General features: G+C 72.5%; 18 protein-coding genes. 7 read left to right on the plus strand and 11 right to left on the minus strand.

Going from position 1 to position 19,809, the window contains the following annotated elements:
- Window positions 1-104: 104 nt before the first annotated feature.
- The 6 genes from ACZ49J_RS11795 to ACZ49J_RS11820 all read right to left on the minus strand — a co-directional run bounded on the left by ACZ49J_RS11795 (window position 105) and on the right by ACZ49J_RS11820 (window position 7,589).
- Window positions 105-1,526, minus strand: coding sequence for a lysine N(6)-hydroxylase/L-ornithine N(5)-oxygenase family protein (locus ACZ49J_RS11795; RefSeq protein ID WP_467451566.1), 1,422 nt, complete (start codon window positions 1,524-1,526; stop codon window positions 105-107).
- 62 nt (window positions 1,527-1,588) lie between these two features.
- On the minus strand, window positions 1,589-2,950 hold the full coding sequence (locus ACZ49J_RS11800; RefSeq protein ID WP_467451358.1) for a pyridoxal phosphate-dependent decarboxylase family protein: 1,362 nt from the start codon (window positions 2,948-2,950) through the stop codon (window positions 1,589-1,591).
- Window positions 2,951-3,064: 114 nt separating this feature from the next.
- Window positions 3,065-5,581: an aminopeptidase N gene (gene pepN / locus ACZ49J_RS11805; protein ID WP_467451359.1), complete on the minus strand. Its 2,517-nt coding sequence runs from the start codon at window positions 5,579-5,581 to the stop codon at window positions 3,065-3,067.
- Window positions 5,582-5,680: 99 nt separating this feature from the next.
- Window positions 5,681-6,292: a response regulator gene (locus ACZ49J_RS11810; protein WP_467451360.1), complete on the minus strand. Its 612-nt coding sequence runs from the start codon at window positions 6,290-6,292 to the stop codon at window positions 5,681-5,683.
- Window positions 6,293-6,406: 114 nt separating this feature from the next.
- Window positions 6,407-6,757: a chorismate mutase gene (locus tag ACZ49J_RS11815; RefSeq protein ID WP_467451361.1), complete on the minus strand. Its 351-nt coding sequence runs from the start codon at window positions 6,755-6,757 to the stop codon at window positions 6,407-6,409.
- Window positions 6,758-6,767: 10 nt separating this feature from the next.
- Complete coding sequence (locus ACZ49J_RS11820; RefSeq protein WP_467451567.1) at window positions 6,768-7,589, minus strand: helix-turn-helix transcriptional regulator; 822 nt, start codon at window positions 7,587-7,589, stop codon at window positions 6,768-6,770.
- 110 nt (window positions 7,590-7,699) lie between these two features.
- Between ACZ49J_RS11820 and ACZ49J_RS11825 the strand changes: the two genes are divergently transcribed.
- A complete protein-coding gene (locus ACZ49J_RS11825; RefSeq protein WP_467451362.1) occupies window positions 7,700-9,517 on the plus strand; it encodes a glycoside hydrolase family 35 protein in 1,818 nt (605 codons plus the stop codon).
- On the opposite strand, the gene ACZ49J_RS11830 is transcribed toward ACZ49J_RS11825, so the two are convergent.
- Both ACZ49J_RS11830 and ACZ49J_RS11835 read right to left on the minus strand, forming a co-directional pair.
- A complete protein-coding gene (locus ACZ49J_RS11830; protein ID WP_467451363.1) occupies window positions 9,436-9,885 on the minus strand; it encodes a GNAT family N-acetyltransferase in 450 nt (149 codons plus the stop codon). The genes ACZ49J_RS11825 and ACZ49J_RS11830 overlap by 82 nt on opposite strands.
- A gap of 454 nt (window positions 9,886-10,339) precedes the next feature.
- Window positions 10,340-11,122, minus strand: coding sequence for a S1 family peptidase (locus ACZ49J_RS11835; protein WP_467451364.1), 783 nt, complete (start codon window positions 11,120-11,122; stop codon window positions 10,340-10,342).
- A 226-nt stretch (window positions 11,123-11,348) separates the two neighbouring features.
- Between ACZ49J_RS11835 and ACZ49J_RS11840 the strand changes: the two genes are divergently transcribed.
- Both ACZ49J_RS11840 and ACZ49J_RS11845 read left to right on the plus strand, forming a co-directional pair.
- On the plus strand, window positions 11,349-12,335 hold the full coding sequence (locus ACZ49J_RS11840; protein WP_467451568.1) for a hypothetical protein: 987 nt from the start codon (window positions 11,349-11,351) through the stop codon (window positions 12,333-12,335).
- Window positions 12,336-12,412: 77 nt separating this feature from the next.
- Window positions 12,413-13,303 carry an ankyrin repeat domain-containing protein gene (locus ACZ49J_RS11845; RefSeq protein ID WP_467451365.1) on the plus strand — a complete coding sequence of 297 codons (891 nt, stop codon included), beginning with the start codon at window positions 12,413-12,415 and terminating at the stop codon, window positions 13,301-13,303.
- A gap of 40 nt (window positions 13,304-13,343) precedes the next feature.
- Here the strand turns inward: ACZ49J_RS11845 and ACZ49J_RS11850 are convergent, their stop codons facing one another.
- Window positions 13,344-14,258, minus strand: a complete 915-nt coding sequence (locus ACZ49J_RS11850) for an SDR family oxidoreductase (protein WP_467451366.1) — start codon at window positions 14,256-14,258, stop codon at window positions 13,344-13,346.
- Entirely contained in the window at window positions 14,255-15,064 is an 810-nt protein-coding gene (locus tag ACZ49J_RS11855) for an SDR family oxidoreductase (protein ID WP_467451367.1), read from the minus strand. Before ACZ49J_RS11855 ends, ACZ49J_RS11850 begins: the two co-directional genes overlap by 4 nt.
- An 83-nt stretch (window positions 15,065-15,147) precedes the next feature.
- Here ACZ49J_RS11855 and ACZ49J_RS11860 point away from each other — a divergent pair, with 83 nt between their 5' ends.
- Genes ACZ49J_RS11860 through ACZ49J_RS11875 form a run of 4 tightly spaced genes read left to right on the plus strand, consistent with a single transcriptional unit; the run spans window position 15,148 to window position 18,653 of the window.
- Window positions 15,148-15,918, plus strand: a complete 771-nt coding sequence (locus ACZ49J_RS11860) for an enoyl-CoA hydratase family protein (protein WP_467451368.1) — start codon at window positions 15,148-15,150, stop codon at window positions 15,916-15,918.
- Complete coding sequence (locus ACZ49J_RS11865; protein ID WP_467451369.1) at window positions 15,911-16,819, plus strand: CoA transferase subunit A; 909 nt, start codon at window positions 15,911-15,913, stop codon at window positions 16,817-16,819. Before ACZ49J_RS11860 ends, ACZ49J_RS11865 begins: the two co-directional genes overlap by 8 nt.
- Window positions 16,816-17,595 carry a CoA-transferase subunit beta gene (locus ACZ49J_RS11870; RefSeq protein ID WP_467451370.1) on the plus strand — a complete coding sequence of 260 codons (780 nt, stop codon included), beginning with the start codon at window positions 16,816-16,818 and terminating at the stop codon, window positions 17,593-17,595. Before ACZ49J_RS11865 ends, ACZ49J_RS11870 begins: the two co-directional genes overlap by 4 nt.
- Window positions 17,595-18,653: an NAD(P)H-dependent flavin oxidoreductase gene (locus ACZ49J_RS11875; protein WP_467451371.1), complete on the plus strand. Its 1,059-nt coding sequence runs from the start codon at window positions 17,595-17,597 to the stop codon at window positions 18,651-18,653. The genes ACZ49J_RS11870 and ACZ49J_RS11875 overlap by 1 nt, the downstream gene beginning before the upstream one ends.
- On the opposite strand, the gene ACZ49J_RS11880 is transcribed toward ACZ49J_RS11875, so the two are convergent.
- Complete coding sequence (locus ACZ49J_RS11880) at window positions 18,637-19,794, minus strand: acetyl-CoA C-acetyltransferase (RefSeq protein WP_467451372.1); 1,158 nt, start codon at window positions 19,792-19,794, stop codon at window positions 18,637-18,639. The two genes, ACZ49J_RS11875 and ACZ49J_RS11880, sit on opposite strands and share 17 nt — an antisense overlap.
- Window positions 19,795-19,809: the final 15 nt, after the last annotated feature.

Here is a 19,809-nt window from a genome sequence, read left to right on the forward strand (position 1 = left end):
TGTTCGGCTGGGAGGCGCTCTGGTCGGCGAAGCCCCGGACCTCGGAGGGCGCTCGGAGCCTCGCGCGGGTTGACGACGGCGGCGCAGGGCGCGGCGACATTCGCCTACCCGCGGTCGACGGGCGGGATGAGGGCCGGTTTCCGGCGCGTGGGCGGGATCTGCGGCCGCCGAGGCTCGAGACCGAAGGTCGTGAAGGCCGTACGGTCGGGCAGCGGGTACGGCTCCTTGCCGGTGACCGCGTTCAGGATGCTGGCGCTGCGCCAGGCGGCCAGGCCGAGGTCGGGGGTGCCGACGCCGTGGGCGTGGAGCGCCGCGTTCTGTAGGTAGACGTGGCCGCCCGAGGCGGTGACCGAGGGGTCGAGGACGAGGCGGAACCGGTCGTCGACGCGGGGCCGCTCGGAGCTGTCGCGGCGCAGGTACGGGTCGAGGCCGGCGAGGAGGCGGTCGAGGGGGCGCTCGCGGTAGCCGGTGGCGAGGACGACGGCGTCGGTGGCGAGGCGGGAGCGGGTGCCCTGCTGGAGGTGTTCCAGGTGGAGCTCGACCTTGGTGGCTGAGAGCCGGCCGGCTGTGCGGACCAGGACGCCGGGGGTGAGGACCGCGTCGGGCCAGCCGCCGTGCAGGGTGCGGCGGTAGAGCTCCTCGTGGATGGCGGCCAGGGTGGGGGCCGCGATGCCCCGGTGGAGCTGCCACTGCGCGGCGACGAGCCGGTCACGGGTCGGTTCGGTCAGGGCGTGGAAGTAGTGGGTGTAGTCGGGCGTGAAGTGCTCCAGGCCGAGCTTGGAGTACTCCATGGGCGCGAACGCATCGGTGCGCGCCAGCCAGTGGATCCGCTCGCGCCCCGCGGGCCGGGACTTCAGGAGGTCGAGGAAGATCTCCGCACCGGACTGCCCCGCGCCGATGACGGTGACGTGGCCGGCGGCGAGGAGGCGGTCACGCTCGCCGAGGTAGTCCGCGGCGTGGATGACGGGCACGCCGGGAGCGTCGACGAGCGGTTTGAGGGAGTCGGGTACGTGCGGGGCGGTGCCGATGCCGAGGACGACGTTCCTGGTGTACGTACGGCCGAGGGACTCGGCTTCGCCGTCGCGGTCGAGGCGGGTGAAGGCGACCTCGAACAGGTCGCGTCGGGGGTTCCAGCGGACCGCGTCGACCTGGTGGTTGAAGCGCAGTCCGGGGATGTTCTCACTGACCCAGCGGCAGTAGGCGTCGTACTCGGCGCGCCGGATGTGGAAGCGCTCGGCGAAGTAGAAGGGGAACAGCCGGTCACGGGACCTGAGGTAGTTGGGGAACGACCAGGGGCTGGTGGGGTCGGCGAGGGTCACCAGGTCGGCCAGGAACGGGACCTGGAGGGTCGTGTCCTCGATGAGCAGGCCGGGGTGCCAGTGGAACGCGGGGTGCTGGTCGTAGAAGACGGCGTCGAGCTCGGCGAGCGGATGGGCGAGGGCGGCGAGGGACAGGTTGAACGGGCCGATGCCGATGCCCACCAGGTCGCGGGGGGCTTCCGGCTCGTGGGGTGGGGGCGTGCCCATGCGTGGGGTCATGTGGGGGGACGTGTCCACGTGCGGGGACGTGTCCATGTGGGGGGACGTACTCATGTGGGGGCGTTTCCTTCCACGAGTTCCAGGAGTGCGGCCAGGTCGCTCGGCCGGGTGTGCGGGTTGAGCAGGGTGGCCTTGAGCCAGAGGCGTCCGTCGGGCGCGGCCCGTCCGAGGACGGCACGGCCGCTGTGCAGGAGCCGTCGGCGTACCTCCGCCACGTCCGCGTCGGTCGTTCCGGTGGGCCGGAACAGGACGGTGCTGATGGTGGGCGGGGCGTACAGCTCGAAGCCGGGGTGTGCGTCGACGAGCGCGGCGAACTTGCCGGCGAGGGCGCAGACCCGGTCGACGAGTGCGCCGAGACCTTCGCGGCCGAGGCTCCTGAGGGTGACGGCGATCTTGAGGACGTCGGGGCGGCGGCTGGTCCGCAGGGACCGGCCGAGCAGGTCGGGCAGTCCGGCCGCGGTGTCGTCGTCGGCGTTGAGGTAGTCGGCGCGGTGGGCCAGTACGGCGAGGTCGGCGGCGTCACGCACGGCCAGGAGGCCGGCGGCGACCGGCTGCCAGCCGAGTTTGTGCAGGTCGAGGGTGATCGTCTGGGCACGGTCGAGGCCGTGCAGCCGGGCGCGGTGGCGGTCGCTGAAGAGGAGCCCTCCGCCGTAGGCGGCGTCCACGTGCAGCCGGGCGCCGCGGGCCGCGCACACGTCGGCGAGGTCGGTCAGCGGGTCGATCAGCCCGGCGTCGGTGGTGCCGGCGGTGGCGGTGACCAGGGCCGGACGGTTCAGCCGGGTGAGGGTCTCGTCGAGGGCGGCCGGGGTGAGGACGCCGGCCGGGGTGGGGACGACGACGGGTTCGGGCAGGCCCAGCAGCCAGGCGGCGCGGTGCAGGGAGTGGTGGGCGTTGGCGCCGCAGACGAGCCGGAGGGGCCCCTGGGCCGCCTGGGTTTCGCGGGCCAGGAGGAGGGCGAGCTGGTTGGACTCGGTGCCTCCGGTGGTGACCAGGGCGTCGCCCGCGTGCACTTCGTCGGCGAACGCCCTGGTGACGAGGGCCTCCAGCGCCGAGGCGGCCGGCGCCTGGTCCCACGAGTCGAGGGAGGGGTTGAGGGCGGAGGCCGCGAGGTCGGCGGCGGCCGCCACGGCGAGGGGCGGGCAGTGCAGGTGGGCCGCGCACAGCGGGTCGGCGGGATCGGCCGCCCCGGCGGCGAACGCGCGGACGAGGGTGTGGAGGGCGTCCGGGTCGCCGTGGCGTGGGAGGACCTCTCCGACGGCGGCCCGGACGCGTGCGGTGACGGCCTGCGGCCCGCCTTCGGGGAGGGGGCCGCCCCTCGCTTCGGTGCCCTCTCGCAGGGCGCCCAGCACGGTTCGCAGCAACTGCCCCAGGGGGGCGCCTCCGGCGGTTGAGGCGAGGGGCGGGGTGCTCATGTCCTGGAGAACGATGCGGCGCGGGTGAGGGTGCTGTTCGGAGCGCCGTTGTGGTTTCTGCCGGTGGGAGTTCCGCGGGTCCTGCCTGGCTGGTCGCGCAGTTCCCCGCGCCGCTTACGGGGCGCTGTGCGCCTCCCTCACCCTCAGTGCCCGTCCCAGGTCGTCCAGCTGGTCGGCGAGCTTGCGGCGCAGGGACGGGATCGGGTCGGACTTCTTGAGGCACTTCTTGCCGAGGCGGAGCGTCTCGGCGTCGACGGCGTACGCGGGGAAGGCCCAGCGGCCCGCGGCGTCGGCGATGGCGGGGCCTCGGCGGGCGGCGAGGGCGACCGCGTCGGTGAAGTACCGCTCCACGTACTCCTGGAGCAGCTCGGCCTGTTCGGGCTGCCAGAAGCCCTGGGCGGTGGCCGTGAAGAGGTAGTTGGAGAGGTCGTCGGTGGCGAACATGGCCTCCCAGGCCGTGCGCTTGGACTCCGGGTCGGGCAGCGCGGCCCGGCAACGGGCGGCGCCCTCCTGGCCGGTGGCGCTCCGGTCGCGCTGCGCCTCGGCGTCGATGGCGGCCTCGTCGGTGGCGCCGAGGACCGCGAGGCGGCCCAGGATGCGCCAGCGCAGCTCGGGGTCGAGTTCGGGACCGCCGGGCACCGTGCCGTCGGCGAGCCAGGCGGCGATCGCGTCGGGGTGGGCGGCGACGTCGATGAAGTGCCGTACGGCCGTGAGGCGCAGGCCGGGGTTCGAGCCGTCCTCCGTGCGGCGGATCAGGTCGTGGCACAGGGCGGTCAGGTTCGACAGGGCGGCGGGCCGGTCGTCGTCGTTCAGGAAGCGGTCCGTGATCTGGGCCGACGCGAACGACAGCACGCCCTGGACCAGCGCCAGGTCCGTCTCACGCGGCAGATGGGCGCGCGCGGCCTCCAGGTAGGCGGTGGGGGGCAGTTCGCCGTCGCGGACGGCGTCCCGCAGGGCGTTCCAGACGACGGCGCGGGTCAGCGGGTCGGGCAGCCCCGACAGGTTGTCGCGGACGGCCGCGAAGGACGCGGGGTCGAAGCGGACCTTGGCGTAGGTGAGGTCGCCGTCGTTGAGCAGGAGCAGCGCGGGCCGCTTGCCGATCGGCCTGCCCGTGTCCTGAGGGACGTCGAACTCGGGGCGCTCGCGCAGGACGAGGTGATGGCTGTCGTCGCCGGGGTCCGGGTCGTAGAGGCCAACGGCGATGCGGTGGGGGCGGCTGCCGTCGCGCTCGACGGTCAGTGTGTACGTGCCGTCGTCGGCGCGGGCGACCTTCGGGGTGAGTGTGTCGACGCCCGTGGTGCGCAGCCAGGAGTCGGCCCAGGCGTGCACGTCGCGTTCGGTGGCGTCGGCGAGGGAGTCGATGAAGTCGGCGAGCGTGGCGTTGCCGAAGCGGTGGCGGGCGAAGTGGGTGTTGATGCCGGCGAGGAAGTCCTTCTCGCCGAGCCAGGCCACGAGTTGCCGTAGCGCCGAGGCGCCCTTGGCGTAGGAGATGCCGTCGAAGTTGAGCAGCGCGGAGGCGGTGTCGTCGATGGCCTCGGGGGCGACCGGGTGGGTGGAGGGGCGCTGGTCGGCGTCGTACCCCCAGGCCTTGCGGGCGACCCCGAAGTCGACCCAGGTGTCGGTGAAGGCGGTGGCCTCGGTGAGGGTCTGGTAACCCATGTACTCGGCGAAGGACTCGTTCAGCCAGATGTCGTCCCACCACTTGAGGGTGACGAGGTCGCCGAACCACATGTGGGCCATCTCGTGGGCGATGACCATGGCGCGGGTCTGCCGCTCGGTGTCGGTGACGGCGGAGCGGTAGACGAACTCGTCGCGGAAGGTGACGAGGCCGGGGTTCTCCATCGCCCCGAAGTTGAACTCGGGGACGAAGGCCTGGTCGTAGGAGTCGAACGGGTACGGCTCCTCGAACTTCTCGTGGTAGCGGTCGAAGCACGCGCGCGTGATGTCGAGGATCTCGTCGGCGTCGGCGTCCAGGTGGGGTGCGAGGGAGCGGCGGCAGTGGATGCCGAAGGGCAGCCCGCGGTGCTCGGTGCGCACGGAGTGCCAGGGACCGGCGGCGACGGCGACCAGGTAGGTGGAGATCAGCGGCGTGGGGGCGGCCCGCCAGGTGCCGTCCTCCTGCTGCTCGGTGATGCCGTTGGCGATGACCGTCCAGTCCTCGGGGGCCTTCACCGTCAGCTCGAAGACGGCCTTGAGGTCGGGCTGGTCGAAGGCGGGGAAGACCCGCTTGCAGTCGTCGAGGGCGAGTTGCGTGTAGACGTACGTCTCGCCGTCGGTGGGGTCGGTGAAGCGGTGCATGCCCTCGCCGGTACGGGAGTAGCGCATGACGGCGTCGACGCGCAGTTCGTGCTCGCCGGCGGCCAGGCCCTTGAGGGGCAGCCGGTTCTCGTCGAAGGTGCCCGGGTCGAGGGCGTGTCCGTCGAGGACGGCCTCGCGCAGCTCTTCGGCCTTGAGCTCGACGAAGGTGTCCGTGGCTTGTCGGTCCCCGCGTACCGTGAAGCGGATGACGGTGCGGGAGTCGAACAGCTCGTCGCCACGCGTCAGATCGAGGTCGATCTCGTAGCGGCGGACGTCGAGGAGCCTGGAACGTGTCTGCGCTTCGTCGCGCGTCAGTACGGACATGCAGGACATGCTGCCTGATGCCGCTGACACCGCACAGGGGCGGGCCGGTACACGGCATTTGTCCGCCGCCCTCCCCTGTGCGCCCCCTGCGAGCGGTGTCCGACCGCCTCAGGCCTGTGTCCGGTCCTCCGCGGGCTTCTGCGGCTTCCTGCCGGCCGCGTCGTCCCGGGCGCCGTTCCGTGCGTCCCGGGCGCCGCTCGCCGCGCCCCTCGCGCCGTGCCCCTCGCGCTGCTCGGGTACCCGCCCGTCGGGGCGCGGCAGCGCGGGACCCTGTTGCGGGGTGAGGTCCCCGATGCGGGCGCGCAGCTCCCGTACCTCGCGCTGCAGGGCGTGGCTGCGCTGGTGGGCGTCGTACAGGAAGCGGACCTTGGTGCGCAGCGCCCAGGGGTCGACGGGCTTCATGACGAGGTCGGCGACCCCCAGCGCGTAGGCGGTGGAGGCCAGTTCCGTGTCGGGGCCGAAGCCGGTGAGCAGGATGACGGGGATGTACTGGGTCTGCTCCAGGCGCCGCAGGTAACGCACGACGTCGAGGCCGCTGACGCCGGGCATGCGGACGTCGAGGAGCAGCAGTCCGACCTGGCCGCGCAGGACCTCCTTGAGTGCCGCGTCGCCGCTGGTGGCGCGCGTCAGCTGGTAGCCCAGCGGGGCCAGGGCGCTCTCCAGGGCGTACAGCGTGTCCTCATGGTCGTCGACGATGAGGATCCTGGCATCCGACGGCATGGCCCGACGTCCCCTCGCTCGGACACATCAGTGGGAGGGCCGGGTACCTCACCACTCGTACCCGAGACCTCCACAAGGAGTGCTCACGCAGGATGCCTTCTGGCGGGCGCGGTGTCACTCCCCCGTGCCGGACGCGCCGTTCACCGCGTCGTCCGCGATGCGCTCGTGATGGCGGATGACCTCGGCGATGATGAAGTTCAGGAGTTTCTCCGCGAACGCGGGGTCCAGATTGGCGCTCTCGGCGAGCGTGCGCAGCCGGGCGATCTGCTGGGCCTCGCGCGCCGGGTCCGCGGGTGGCAGCCGGTGCTCGGCCTTGAGGTGGCCGACCTGCTGGGTGCACTTGAACCGCTCGGCGAGCATGTGGACGACGGCGGCGTCGATGTTGTCGATGCTCTCGCGCAGCCGGACGAGCTCGGCGCGGACAGCGGGGTCGACTTCCCCGGTGCCGGTGTTGCTGGAGGTCATGGGCGTCACCCTACGGGGCGTGCAGTTGTTCGATCATCGCGCGGCTCTCCTGAGTGCGGAAGTGGACGGGGGCCACGCCGACACGGCGGGTGAACAGGCGGGAGAAGTACGCCGGGTCGTCGTACCCGACACGCCGGGCCACGGCGGCGACGGGCAGGTCGGTCGAGGCGAGCAGTTCCTTGGCACGGTCAAGGCGGACCCGCAGAAGGTAGTCCTTGGGGCTGCAGCCGGCACCGCGCCGGACGGCGGTGCGCAGCTCGGCGGTGGTCATGCCGAGCCGGGCGGCGTGCTCGGCGACGGACAGGGGACGGCAGGCGTCGCGGGCGAGGGCCTGCAGGATCCGGTCGCCGTCCGGTGCGAGGTCGGCGCGGGCACCGCGCAGGGTCACGAGGAGCTCGTGCAGGGCGGCGCCCGCCCTCACTTCGGGCAGGGACGTGTCGCGCTGGACGGTGCGGGCGATACGGCCGATGACCGCGCGGGCGCCGGACGCGTCCGAGAGGGGCACCACGGGCCGGTCCGGTTCGATGCAGCCGAGCTCGGTGTACGCCTCGGCCGCGGGCCCGGTGAAGGCGACCCAGCTCTCGTCCCAGCGCGGGCCGGGCCCGTAGTGGTGGGGGACGCCCGGGGTGAGCCAGAGCAGGACGGGTGCCGTGACCTCGACGCGGGGTCCGTCGCCGGCCCGGAACCAGCCTCCGCCCTCGCTGATCACGACGGCCACGTGGTGGTCGAGGGTGCGTGGCCCGACGGTGGGCAGCTCGCCGTGCTGCAGTCCGACGCCGAGGCAGGCGAGGCCGAGCCGGTGGAGGGCGGGGCCGGGCGTGAAGTACCGCATCCAGGCGTGGGAGGCGCGCTTCCTTCCGTCCACGGTGCCCTCACTTTCGTCCAAGGGTCGGTCGATCTTTGTCCATGGACTCCGGTCGCCGCCAGGGTGAGGGTGGGGCCATGGGCGAAATCAGGGTCGCAAACAGCCAGTTCAGCGCCGAAGACCGTGAGTTCAGGGTCGGAGACGGCGACTTCCTGCTGGACGGCCGCCCGGTGCGGCTGCTGTCGGGCGCGCTGCACTACTTCCGGGTGCACGAGGAGCACTGGGGCCACCGCCTGGCGATGCTGCGGGCGATGGGCCTCAACTGCGTGGAGACGTACGTCCCGTGGAACTTCCACGAACCGCGCCCCGGCGAGTTCCGTGAGGTGGGGCAGCTGGGCCGGTTCCTGGACGCCGCCCGGGAGGCGGGGCTGTGGGCGATCGTGCGCCCGGGGCCGTACATCTGCGCGGAGTGGGAGAACGGCGGGCTGCCGCACTGGGTGACAGGTCAGCCGCGCACCCGGGACGAGCGCTTCCTGGAGCCGGTGGAGCGCTGGTTCCGGCACCTGCTGGGCCAGGTCGTGCCCCGGCAGATCGACCGGGGCGGACCGGTGATCATGGTGCAGGTCGAGAACGAGTACGGCAGCTACGGCACCGACCAGGTGTACCTGCGCCGGCTGGTCGACCTGTTCCGTGCCGAGGGCGTGACCGTGCCGCTGTGCACCACGGACGGCCCGGAGGACCACATGCTCACCGGCGGCTCGGTCCCGGGACTGCTCGCGACGGTCACCTTCGGCTCCCGCGCGCGGGAGGCGTTCGACGTGCTGCGCAGGCACCGCCCCACGGGCCCGCTGATGTGCATGGAGTGGTGGTGCGGCTGGTTCACCCACTGGGGCGGCGAGCCGGCCGCCCGGGACGCCGAGGACGCCGCGCGGTCGCTGCGCGAGATCCTGGAGCACGGCGCCTCGGTGAACCTGTACATGGCGCACGGCGGAACGAACTTCGCGGGCTGGGCGGGCGCGAACCGGGGCGGCGGAGTCCTGCACGACGGGCCGCTGCACCCGGACGTCACGTCCTACGACTACGACGCGCCGATCGACGAGTACGGGCGCCCCACCGAGAAGTTCTGGCGCTTCCGGGAGATCCTCGCGGAGTACGCGGACGGCCCTCTGCCGGACGTCCCGCCCGCGCCCGCGCCCCTGAGCGAGGCCACCACGGCACGACTCACCGCGTGGGCGCCGCTGGAGGACGTCCTTCAGGCGCGCGGCGGCCCGGAGGTCGAGGCACCGATACCGGCCACGTTCGAGGAACTGGACGTGAACCGGGGCCTGGTGCGCTACTCCGTGGAGATCCCCGGCCCCAGGGAGCCGTATCCGCTTCTCGCGCGCGGGCTGCGTGATCTGGCCGTGGTGTACGTCGACGGGGAGCGGGCCGGGGTACTCACCGAGGACGAGCCTCAGCTCAAGGAGCCTGTCGCGGGGCACGCGCGCGTGGAGCTGTGGGTGGAGTCCCTCGGGAGGGCCAATTACGGGCCCCGGCTCGGCGAGTCGAAGGGCATCACCGGGGGCGTCCTGCACGAGCGGGCGTTCGTGCACGGCGTACGCGCGCGTGGGCTGCGCCTCGACGCGCTGGACGACGTCGAGGGCGTGCCGCTTCGGGAGCTGCCCGAGGAGGGCGCCCCCGGGCTGTACCGGGGCACGTTCGAGGTGCGCGGGGCCGGCGACGCGCTCCTGAGGCTCCCGGGCTGGACGCGGGGCTTCGTCTGGGTCAACGGCTTCAATCTGGGCCGTTACTGGTCCGTGGGGCCGCAGGACGAGCTGTACGTGCCCGGTCCGGTGCTGCGCGAGGGCGTGAACGACCTGTGGGTGCTGGAGCTTCAGGAGGCCACCAGCGACTTGTGGAAGTGCACGTCCTCGTTGCCGCCGGGGATGCCCTCGCTGCGGCCGGTCTCGCGGTAGCCCTGCTTGCGGTAGAAGTCCGGGGCCTGGAAGGTGAAGGAGGAGACGGTCATGTCGGTGCACCCGCGCCGCGTGCCCTCCTCCTCCGCCGCCTTCATGAGCCTGGCGCCCCAGCCCTCGCGCCGGAGGTCCTCGCGCACCCACAGCATGCTGACGGCGCAGAGACTGCCCCAGATCCAGCCGGTGAGGCCGCCGGCCAGTTCCCCGTCCGCGTCGGTCAGCCGGACGGAGAACTCGTCCGGCCGGCCGGCTCCGGTCGCGTCGGCGTTGAAGGCGGTGAGCTCGTCGTCGAGCCGCTGCTCCAGCTCGTCGTCCTGGGCGCCGACCTGCAGGGACGCGGTGGGGGCGAGGTGCCGTTCGGTGGTCATGGGGTGAGTCTCGCAGGGGTGGCGGCTGACGCCGACGCATTTTCCCGCTCGTACGACGGAACCGGCCACCGGCTCCCCCGCGCGGGAGCCGGTGGCCGGTGGCCGGTCCTTGGGAGGGCGTCCGCCACCGTGGCGTGGTGGCGGACGCCGCTTGCGTCACGGCGCGGACGCGTCGGTCGTGGCGCGGAGGCGCCGGCCTGGTGTGGACGCGCCTGTCCTGGCGTGGACGCGAGGTCATGGCCTGGACCCACCCGTCCTGGCGTGGACGCGCCCGCCCAGCGTCGACGCCGAGGTCATGGCGAGGATGCGTCGATCAAGGCGTGGACGCGTCGGTCGTTGACGGGACGGACGTCCGCGTCACGGTGCGGATGCGCCCGTCACATGGGACATGTCCATCACAGCGCGGACGAGTCCATCACAGCGGGACGCGTCCGTCACAGCCCGGACCTGTCCCTCACAGCGTGGACGCCGCCTGGGCTATGGCCGACGCGAAGGTGGACACCTCGGTGTAGACACCGGGGGCGTTGGGACGGGCGCAGCCCTCTCCCCAGCTGACGATGCCGACCTGGATCCAGGCACCGGCGTTGTCCTTGCGGAACATGGGGCCGCCGGAGTCACCCTGGCAGGTGTCGACGCCGCCCTGCGGGAAGCCCGCGCAGATCTCCTCGCCGGGGACGAGGTCGTCGTAGAGGCCGCCGTAGGCCTTGCAGGTCGAGTCACTGACGAACGGCACGGTGGCCTTGAGCAGGTAGCGCTGCTGTGCGCCGCCCTCGCGTGCCGCGCCCCACCCGGCGACGGTGAAGTCACCCGCGTTGTACTGCGAGGTCGTGGCGATCTTCAGGGTCGGCAGGTTGATCGGCTGGGCGAGCTTGATGAGCGCCCAGTCCTTGCCGGTGCCGTTGTAGCCGGGCGCCCGGAGCACCTTGGTGGAGCGGACCTGGACGCGGCCGCTGGTGGACTGCAGGTCCACGACACCGGCGGTCGCGGTGATGCTGGTGTTGTTGCCGGAACCGCTCACACAGTGCGCGGCGGTCAGCACGATCTGCTGGGTGTAGAGGGCGCCTCCACAGCCCATGGAGAGCCGGACCATGAACGGGAACTCGCCCTGCGCGGCACGGGTTCCGCCCACGACCGGACTGGGCGCGGCGTTCGCACTGACCGGCTGGAGGCTGACGACGGCGAGGGCGGCGGCTCCGGCCACCGCGGCTCTCTTGAGGAAGGAGAACAGCTTCTTCAACGGACTGTCCTTTCGTGGGGGGTGGAGCGCGTATGTCAGGTCCATGACATGCCACGGCGACCAGTGACGGTCAGGTACCTGTCAGAACGTTGTGTGAAGTATGAAGATCCGCCCCACCCGCCACAAGGGGCGGAAACGCGCCACCACGCGCCGGTCGCCAACCCGCCGGACCTCCATCGCGTCGACTTAGAGTGGAGGCGTATCGAGGCGTCATGGGGGTATGGACGTGGCGAACGGCGGACCTGTCCAGCACGGCTACCCGCACCTGGACACCGTGCGGGAGTCGATCACCGCGTTGTACAAGCGCCTCTCGTACGACACGATCCGCACCTTCGCCACCAGCGTGGCCCCCGTCGACGTGGCCTTCTGCGACACGGACGACCTCCATCTGGGCGCCCAGCGCGTCGCCCGCGAGATCGTCCGGCACTTCCGGTTGCCCGACACCCGGATGATCATCAGCTTCCGCGAGATGACCCACGCGGCGAACGTCGAGCTGACCGCGGGCCCCGAGTACTTCATCGAGCTCAACGACCGCTTCCGCACCCACCGCAGGGACATCGGCGCCGCCCTCGCCCACGAGGTGATGCACGTCTACCTGCACCGACTCGGCCTGTCGTTCCCCGGCACCCGCGACAACGAGGTCCTCACGGACACGGCCACGACCTACCTGGGCGCCGGCTGGCTCCTGCTGGACGCCTTCCGGGAGGACCGGGACTCCTCGCAGAAGCTCGGCTATCTCACCCCGGAGGAGTTCGGCTACGTGCTCGCCAAGAGGGCGTCGCTGTTCGGCGAGGACCCGTCGATCTGGTTCACCAGCCCACAGGCGTACACCGCGTACACCAAGGGCGCGGCCCGGGCCCGCCGCGACGAGCAGCAGCCGCCCCTGACCGCCGCCGGATGGGCGGGCCGCCGCCGCTACGCCAAGGACCGGCGCCATGCCCAGGACCGCGAGAACGCCCAGGACCGCGAGAACGCCCAGGACCGCGAGAACGCCCAGGACCGGGGAAACGCCCAGGACCGGAGAAACGCCCAGGAACACCGCCGGCCGGGCCCATTGCCGGGCGCCCCGTACGCGTTCACCCCCGACGGCCTGGGCCCGCTGCGCGTCTCCTTTCCCTGCCCCACCTGCCACCAGCGCATCAGGGTCCCCGTCCGTGGCCGGGTCCGCGCCCGCTGCGGGTTGTGCCGGACGGTGCTGGAGTGCGACACGTGAGAACCGCGCTGCCGGTGAACGACGTCATACCGTGAGCCTTTGGCGAAAGCAGAACGGGCGAGCGAGGCTCGGAAGGTATGAACGAGTACGAGCCGCCGACCGGACCAGGTCTCTTCACGGCGGTGTACGAGGGTGACGAGGACGCGGTCGTACGGCTGCTGCGGGCCGGCGTGAGCCCCGAGGCGACGGACGAGGACGGCCAGTCGGTCCTGTATCTGACAGCGGTCAGCGACGCGCCCGGCATCACGCGCCTGCTGCTGGCGGCGGGCGCCGACCCGGACCGCCTCAGCGCGGGTACGGACTCCCCGCTGTGCGGCGCGGCCTGCGGCGGACACACCCAGGTCGTCCGTGCCCTGCTGGCCGCCGGGGCGACCGCCGACCTGGAGGAGGAGCTGGGCTTCACCGCGCTGACGTGGGCCGTGCAGCGGGGCAAGTCCGGGGTGGTAGCGGCGCTCCTGGAGTACGGCGCGGACCCGAACCGCCCCGCCCCGACGGGCGAACCCCCGCTCGTCGCGGCGGCCCGCCGGGGCTCCCTGCCATGCGTGCGCGCACTGCTGGAACACGGCGCCCACGCGCGCGAGGAGGCCCTCACGGAGGCTCGCCGCTGGCTGACGGTCGACGTGGCGTCGGAACTGCGCGCCGGCCTGGAACGGACGTACGGACCGGGCCACGAGGTGACGACCCGGCGCGTGCCCGAGGACGGCGGCATCACCGTCGTGGTCGAACTCCGCACCGACGGCAGGACGGTGGCGGGCAACGACCAGCAGACCGGGCACGCGGAGATCGTGCGGCTCCTGGAGTCGGGCCGTGTCGAGGACGCCCGTGTCGAACGCGACAGCCCTCTGGTCACACCGGCTGAAGGGCCGTCGCCGACGACCGGCCCCGCTGCCGAGGGTGGGCCGTGGTGGTCCGGTCCCCCGTTCCCCGACGGCACTCGCGGTCTCCCGGACACCCCGCCCGCCGTGTGAACGCCCCATCCGGGGAAGCTCGGGCCGCACGACGGTCACGTCACCCGGCCCCGTACACCGGCCTCGGAAGCTCCGCCTCGGCCAGGAGCTCGCGGGCCGCGTCGCCCGCGTCGGCCGGGGTCCAGCGTGCCCCCTTGTCGGCCGTCGGTCCCGGTCGCCAGCCCTCCATGACCGTGATGCGACCGCCCTCGGCCTCGAAGACCCTCCCGGTGACGCCCGCGCTCGCCGCCGAGCCCAGCCACACGACCAGGGGTGAGACGTTCTCCGGGGCCATGGCGTCGAAGCCGTGGTCGGGTGCGGCCATCGTCTCCGCGAAGGTGTGTTCCGTCATACGGGTGCGCGCCGCGGGAGCGATGGCGTTCACCTGGACCCCGTAGCGCGCGAGTTCGGCCGCCGCGACCAGGGTCAGCCCGACGATCCCGGCCTTCGCCGCGCTGTAGTTGCCCTGACCGACCGAGCCCAGCAGGCCCGCCCCGCTACTGGTGTTGACGACCCGGGCCACCGGTGCCCGCCCCGCCTTGGCCTCGGCCCGCCAGTGGGCGGCCGCGTGCTTCAGCGGCAGGAAGTGCCCCTTCAGATGGACGCGCAGAACGGCGTCCCAGTCGTCCTCGTCGAGGTTGACGAGCATCCGGTCGCGCAGGAAACCGGCGTTGTTGACGAGGGTGTCGAGCCGGCCGTACGTCTCCAGGGCGGCGCGTACGAGGGACGCGGCGCCCGCGGTCGTGGCGATGTCGCCGCCGTGGGCGACCGCCTCGCCGCCGGCCGCGCGGATCTCGTCGGCGACCCGGGCCGCCGGGCCGTCCGGTCCCGGTGTGCCGTCGAGGCCGACGCCCAGGTCGTTGACGACGACACGGGCACCCTCGGCGGCGTACGCCAGGGCGTGGGCGCGCCCCAGCCCGCGCCCCGCGCCGGTGACGACGACAACGCGCCCCTCACAGATCCGGCGTGCGCTCATCCCGGTTCCCCTTTCCCGGTCGGTTGGTTGACGGTCGCGGCGTCGAGGAAGGCCGGTCGTTCGCCGCCGCCGTGGACGAGGAGCGACGCCCCGGTGATGTAGGCCGCCGCGTCCGAGGCGAGGAAGACGGCGGCCTCGCCGACGTCGGACGGCTCGGCCAGCCGGCCCAGCGGGACCGTGCGCGCGACCGCCGCGACACCGTCCTCGTCGCCGTAGTGGAGGTGGGACAGTTCGGTGCGGACCATGCCGAGGACGAGTGTGTTCACGCGGATGTCCGGGGCCCACTCCACGGCCATCGAGCGGGCCAGGTGGTCCAGTCCCGCCTTGGCCGCGCCGTATGCCGCCGTCCCGGGCGAGGGGCGTGCCCCGCTCACGCTGCCGATCATCACGATGGAGCCTCTGGCCCGCTTGAGGTGCTCGTACGCGGCGAGCGAGACGGTCAGCGGTGCGGTGAGGTTGAGCTCGATGACGCGGGCTTGGCGCCGGGCGTCGCTGCCCGTATCGCCGTGGGCCAGCGGGCGGTACGGGGAGCCGCCCGCGTTGTTGACGAGGACGTCGACGCGGGGCAGGCCGTCGAACAAGCGGTGTACGGCGTCGGGGTCCCGGACGTCGACCGGGACGAACTCCGTTCCGTCCACGGGTCCTTCCGGCGGTCTGCGCGCACAGACCACGGTGTCGGCACCCGCCTCGGCGAAGGCACGCGCGATCCCGGCGCCGACGCCGCGGGTGCCTCCGGTGACGACGACGACTTTCCCCCTCAGCCCCTTGCCGACCGGCGGCACTGCTCGCTGTCCGGAGTTGTCCACAGGCTCTCCCGCGGGCTCGCGTTCGCTGCTACCTTCGACATCGAACCTAACAAACGTTTGGTGGAAAGGTAGCTGACGATCTGATGGGTGTCTCCACCTCGTCCCCGGAAAAGGGGATTTCCGTCGTCACAGTCGACTTCCCGCCGGTGAACGCGCTGCCGGTGCGCGGCTGGTTCGAGCTGGCCGGGGCCGTGCGCGCGGCCGGCCGCGATGCCGACGTCCGCTGTGTGGTGCTGGCGGCCGGGGGACGCGGGTTCAACGCGGGGGTGGACATCAAGGAGATACAGGCGCAGGGCGGCCCGGCCCTGGCGGGTGCCAACCAGGGCTGCGCGGAGGCCTTCGCCGCGGTGTACGAGTGCGAGGTACCCGTGGTCGCTCAGGTGCACGGCTTCTGTCTGGGCGGCGGTATAGGCCTGGTGGGGAACGCGGACGCGATCGTGGCGAGCGAGGACGCCACATTCGGCCTGCCGGAGCTGGACCGCGGCGCGCTGGGCGCGGCCACGCACCTGGCGCGGCTGGTCCCGCAGCACCTGATGCGCGCCCTGTACTACACGTCGCGCACGGCGACGGCGGCCGAGCTGCACGCGCACGGGTCGGTGTGGCGGGTCGTGCCGCGAGACGCACTGCGTTCGGCCGCACTGGAGCTGGCCCGCGAGATAGCCGCCAAGGACGGCCGGCTGATCCGGCTCGCCAAGGCCGCCATCAACGGCATCGACCCGGTCGACGTCCGCCGCAGCTACCGCTTCGAGCAGGGCTTCACCTTCGAGGCGAGCCTCAGTGGAGTGGGCGACCGGGTCCGGGACACCTTCGGGACACAGGGGGGACAGGGGGCACAGGTGGGTGACCATGGCTGACAAGACGATGACCGCCGACGAGGTCGTCTCCCGGCTGGAGAGCGGCATGACCCTCGGCATCGGCGGCTGGGGCTCGCGCCGTAAACCGATGGCCCTGGTGCGGGCGCTGCTGCGCTCGGACATCACCGACCTCACCGTCGTCTCGTACGGCGGCCCCGACGTGGGCATGCTCGCGGCGGCCGGGCGCATACGAAAGCTGGTCGCCGCGTTCGTGACCCTCGACTCGATCCCGCTCGAACCGCACTACCGCGCGGCCCGCGAGCGCGGGGCCTTCGAGCTGACGGAGGTCGACGAGGCGATGTTCATGTGGGGGCTGCACGCGGCCGCGAACCGGCTTCCGTTCCTGCCGGTGCGCGCCGGCGTCGGCTCGGACGTGATGCGGGTCAACCCCGGGTTACGGACGGTCCGGTCGCCCTACGAGGACGGGGAGACGTTCGTCGCCATGCCAGCCCTGCGAATGGACGCCGCGTTCGTCCACCTGAGCCGCGCCGACCGCCTCGGCAACGGGCAGTACCTGGGCCCGGACCCTTATTTCGACGACCTCTTCTGTGAGGCCGCCGACCGCGCGTACGTGTCGTGCGAGCGCATCGTGGACACGGCGGAGCTGACGAAGGAGGCGGCGCCCCAGACGCTGCTGGTGGGGCGGCACACGGTGTCGGGTGTCGTCGAAGCGCCGAACGGCGCCCACTTCACGTCGTGCGCGCCCGATCACGGCCGGGACGAGGCCTTCCAGAAGCACTACACGAGCACACCGTGGCCGGAGTTCGCCGAGCGGTTCCTCACCGGGGGCGAGGAGGACTACCAGCGCGCCGTGCGAACCTGGCGCGCGGAGCACGAGGACACCAAGCGCGGGAACGGGACGGCGCACGAGGACAAGCGCGAGGGGAGGGAGGGGACATGACGGCCGTGACCCGTGCCGAGTACTGCGTGATCGCCTGTGCGGAGGCATGGCGGGGTGCCGGGGAGATCCTCGCGAGCCCCATGGGCCTGATCCCGTCCGTGGGCGCGCGGCTGGCCAGGCTGACCTTCGCCCGGGATCTGCTGCTGACCGACGGTGAGGCGATGCTCGTCCGGCCGGACGGGACTCCGGAGGGCTGGCTGCCGTACCGCAGGCACCTGACCCTGGTCACCGGCGGCAGACGGCACGTCATGATGGGCGCCAGCCAGATCGACCGGTACGGCAACCAGAACATCTCGTGCATCGGCGACTGGGCCAGGCCCCGCCGGCAGTTGCTCGGGGTGCGGGGCGCTCCGGTCAACACGCTGAACAACCCGACCAGTTACTGGATACCGAGGCACTCCCGGCGGGTCTTCGTCGAGAAGGTCGACATGGTGTGCGGGGTGGGGTACGACCGTGTGGCCGAGCACGCCGTCACCGGCCGTTTCCACCGCATCCCCCGTGTGGTGTCCGACCTCGGTGTCTTCGACTTCGCGACACCGGACCGCTCGATGCGCCTGGCCTCGCTGCACCCGGGGGTGACCGTGGAGCAGGTGGAGGAGGCGACGGGGTTCGGGCTGACCGTGCCCGAGGACGTTCCCCTGACTCGTGAACCGGCGCCGGAGGAACTGCGGCTGATCCGCGAGGTGCTGGACCCGAAGGGCACCAGGGAACGGGAGGTCCCGGACCCCTCGGCCGGAGGGACGGCCCCCACGGCGGCCGGAGGGGCGGGCCGCTGATGGACACCGCGCTCACCCGGCTCGTCGGCGTCCGTCATCCCGTCGTGCAGACCGGCATGGGCTGGGTGGCGGGGCCCCGCCTGGTCTCCGCCGCGGCGAACGCGGGCGCGCTCGGCATCCTGGCGTCCGCGACGATGACGCTCGACCAACTCCGCGACGCCACCAGGGAGGTGAGGTCCCGCACCGACGCGCCCTTCGGGGTGAACCTCCGGGCCGACGCGGGGGACGCCCCGGACCGGGTGCGGATCATCATCGAGGAGGGCGTGCGCGTGGCGTCGTTCGCGCTGGCGCCGTCCAGGGAGCTGATCGCCGAGCTCAAGGACGCCGGTGTGGTCGTCATCCCCTCCATAGGCGCCCGCAGACACGCGGAGAAGGTGGCGGCGTGGGGTGCGGACGCGGTGATCGTGCAGGGAGGCGAAGGTGGCGGGCACACCGGGGAGGTGGCGACGACCGTGCTGCTTCCCCAGGTGGTCGACGCCGTGGACATACCGGTGGTGGCGGCGGGCGGGTTCCACGACGGGCGGGGCCTGGTGGCGGCGCTGGCGTTCGGTGCGGCGGGCATCGCCATGGGCACGCGGTTCCTGCTGACCTCGGACTCGACGGTTCCCGGCCCGGTGAAGGCGAAGTACCTCGCGGCGACCGTCCGGGACGTCACGGTCACCACGGCCGTGGACGGGCTGCCGCACCGCATGTTGCGGACGCAGTTCGTGGACTCGCTGGAGCGGGCGGGACGCACGCGGGCGCTGGTGCGGGCCGTCCGGCGGGCGGCCGGCTTCCGCCGGTTGTCGGGGCTGACCTGGCGGGAGATGGTCCGCGACGGGCTCGCCCTGCGGCACGGCAAGGACCTCGCCTGGAGCCAGGTCCTGCTCGCCGCGAACACCCCGATGCTGCTCAAGGCGTCGATGGTGGAGGGCCGTACGGATCTCGGGGTGATGGCGTCGGGGCAGGTCGCCGGGGTGATCGACGACCTGCCGTCGTGCGCGGAGCTGGTGGAGCGGATCATGGCGGAGGCGGAGGAGGCGCTGAAGTCCCTGGAAGCTCTCAGAGGCGTTCGATGATCGTCACGTTCGCCTGGCCTCCGCCCTCGCACATCGTCTGGAGGCCGTAGCGGGCGCCGGTGCGTTCGAGTTCGTGCAGGAGGGTCGTCATCAGCTTGGCGCCGGTGGCGCCCAGGGGGTGGCCGAGGGCGATGGCGCCGCCGTTGGTGTTGACCTTGTCCGGGTCGGCGCCGGTCTCCTTCAGCCACGCCAGGACGACGGGCGCGAAGGCCTCGTTGATCTCGACTAGGTCGATGGCGTCGAGGGAGAGTCCGGTCTTCTTCAGGGCGTGCGCGGTCGCCGGGATGGGGGCGGTGAGCATGCGGATGGGGTCCTCGCCGCGTACGGAGAGGTGGTGGACGCGGGCGCGCGGGGTCAGAGCGTGTTCTTGTACGGCACGCTCCGAGGCGAGGAGCAGCGCGGCGGCGCCGTCGGAGACCTGCGAGGAGCAGGCGGCGGTGATCGTGCCGCCGTCGATCACCGGCTTCAGGCCGGCCATCTTCTCCAGCGAGGTGTCGCGACGCGGGCCCTCGTCGGTCGTGACGTCCCCGTAGGGGACGGTCTCGCGCTCGAAGCGGCCCTCGTCGATGGCCCGGATCGCCCGCTGGTGGGAGCGCAAGGCGTACTCCTCCTGGTCGCGGCGGCTGATGCCCCACTTGGCGGCGATCATCTCGGCGCCGGCGAACTGGTTCACGGGCTTCTCCCCGTAGCGGGCGCGCCAGCCCTCGCTGCCGGCGAAGGGTCCCTCGGTGAGGCCTAGCGGTACGGCGGCCTGGCGGGAGGCGAAGGCGATGGGGACCATCGACATGTTCTGGACGCCGCCCGCGACGACCAGGTCCTGGGTGCCGGACAGGACGGCCTGCGCGGCGAAGTGCACGGCCTGCTGGGAGGAGCCGCACTGGCGGTCGACGGTCACGCCCGGCACCTCCTCGGGCAGTCCGGCGGCGAGCCAGCAGGTACGGGCGATGTCGCCGGCCTGCGGCCCGACCGTGTCCAGGCAGCCGAAGACCACGTCCTCGACGGCGGCCGGGTCGATTCCGGAGCGGGTGACCAGTTCCTTGAGGACGTGCGCCCCGAGGTCGGCCGGGTGGACCCCGGCCAGGCCTCCCCCGCGCCGCCCGACGGGCGTGCGGACCGCTTCGACGATGTAGGCCTCGGCCATGTCGGCTCCCTGGGT

The organism is Streptomyces sp. NPDC030840, assembly GCF_055572015.1.

Coding starts and splice junctions, on each gene's coding strand:
- ACZ49J_RS11795 (WP_467451566.1), bottom strand. CDS start 1,526: ATGGGCACGCCCCCACCCCACGAGCCGGAAGCCCCCCGCGACCTGGTG.
- ACZ49J_RS11800 (WP_467451358.1), bottom strand. CDS start 2,950: ATGAGCACCCCGCCCCTCGCCTCAACCGCCGGAGGCGCCCCCCTGGGG.
- pepN (WP_467451359.1), bottom strand. CDS start 5,581: ATGTCCTGCATGTCCGTACTGACGCGCGACGAAGCGCAGACACGTTCC.
- ACZ49J_RS11810 (WP_467451360.1), bottom strand. CDS start 6,292: ATGCCGTCGGATGCCAGGATCCTCATCGTCGACGACCATGAGGACACG.
- ACZ49J_RS11815 (WP_467451361.1), bottom strand. CDS start 6,757: ATGACCTCCAGCAACACCGGCACCGGGGAAGTCGACCCCGCTGTCCGC.
- ACZ49J_RS11820 (WP_467451567.1), bottom strand. CDS start 7,589: ATGCGGTACTTCACGCCCGGCCCCGCCCTCCACCGGCTCGGCCTCGCC.
- ACZ49J_RS11825 (WP_467451362.1), top strand. CDS start 7,700: ATGGGCGAAATCAGGGTCGCAAACAGCCAGTTCAGCGCCGAAGACCGT.
- ACZ49J_RS11830 (WP_467451363.1), bottom strand. CDS start 9,885: ATGACCACCGAACGGCACCTCGCCCCCACCGCGTCCCTGCAGGTCGGC.
- ACZ49J_RS11845 (WP_467451365.1), top strand. CDS start 12,413: ATGAACGAGTACGAGCCGCCGACCGGACCAGGTCTCTTCACGGCGGTG.
- ACZ49J_RS11850 (WP_467451366.1), bottom strand. CDS start 14,258: ATGAGCGCACGCCGGATCTGTGAGGGGCGCGTTGTCGTCGTCACCGGC.
- ACZ49J_RS11860 (WP_467451368.1), top strand. CDS start 15,148: ATGGGTGTCTCCACCTCGTCCCCGGAAAAGGGGATTTCCGTCGTCACA.
- ACZ49J_RS11865 (WP_467451369.1), top strand. CDS start 15,911: ATGGCTGACAAGACGATGACCGCCGACGAGGTCGTCTCCCGGCTGGAG.
- ACZ49J_RS11870 (WP_467451370.1), top strand. CDS start 16,816: ATGACGGCCGTGACCCGTGCCGAGTACTGCGTGATCGCCTGTGCGGAG.
- ACZ49J_RS11875 (WP_467451371.1), top strand. CDS start 17,595: ATGGACACCGCGCTCACCCGGCTCGTCGGCGTCCGTCATCCCGTCGTG.
- ACZ49J_RS11880 (WP_467451372.1), bottom strand. CDS start 19,794: ATGGCCGAGGCCTACATCGTCGAAGCGGTCCGCACGCCCGTCGGGCGG.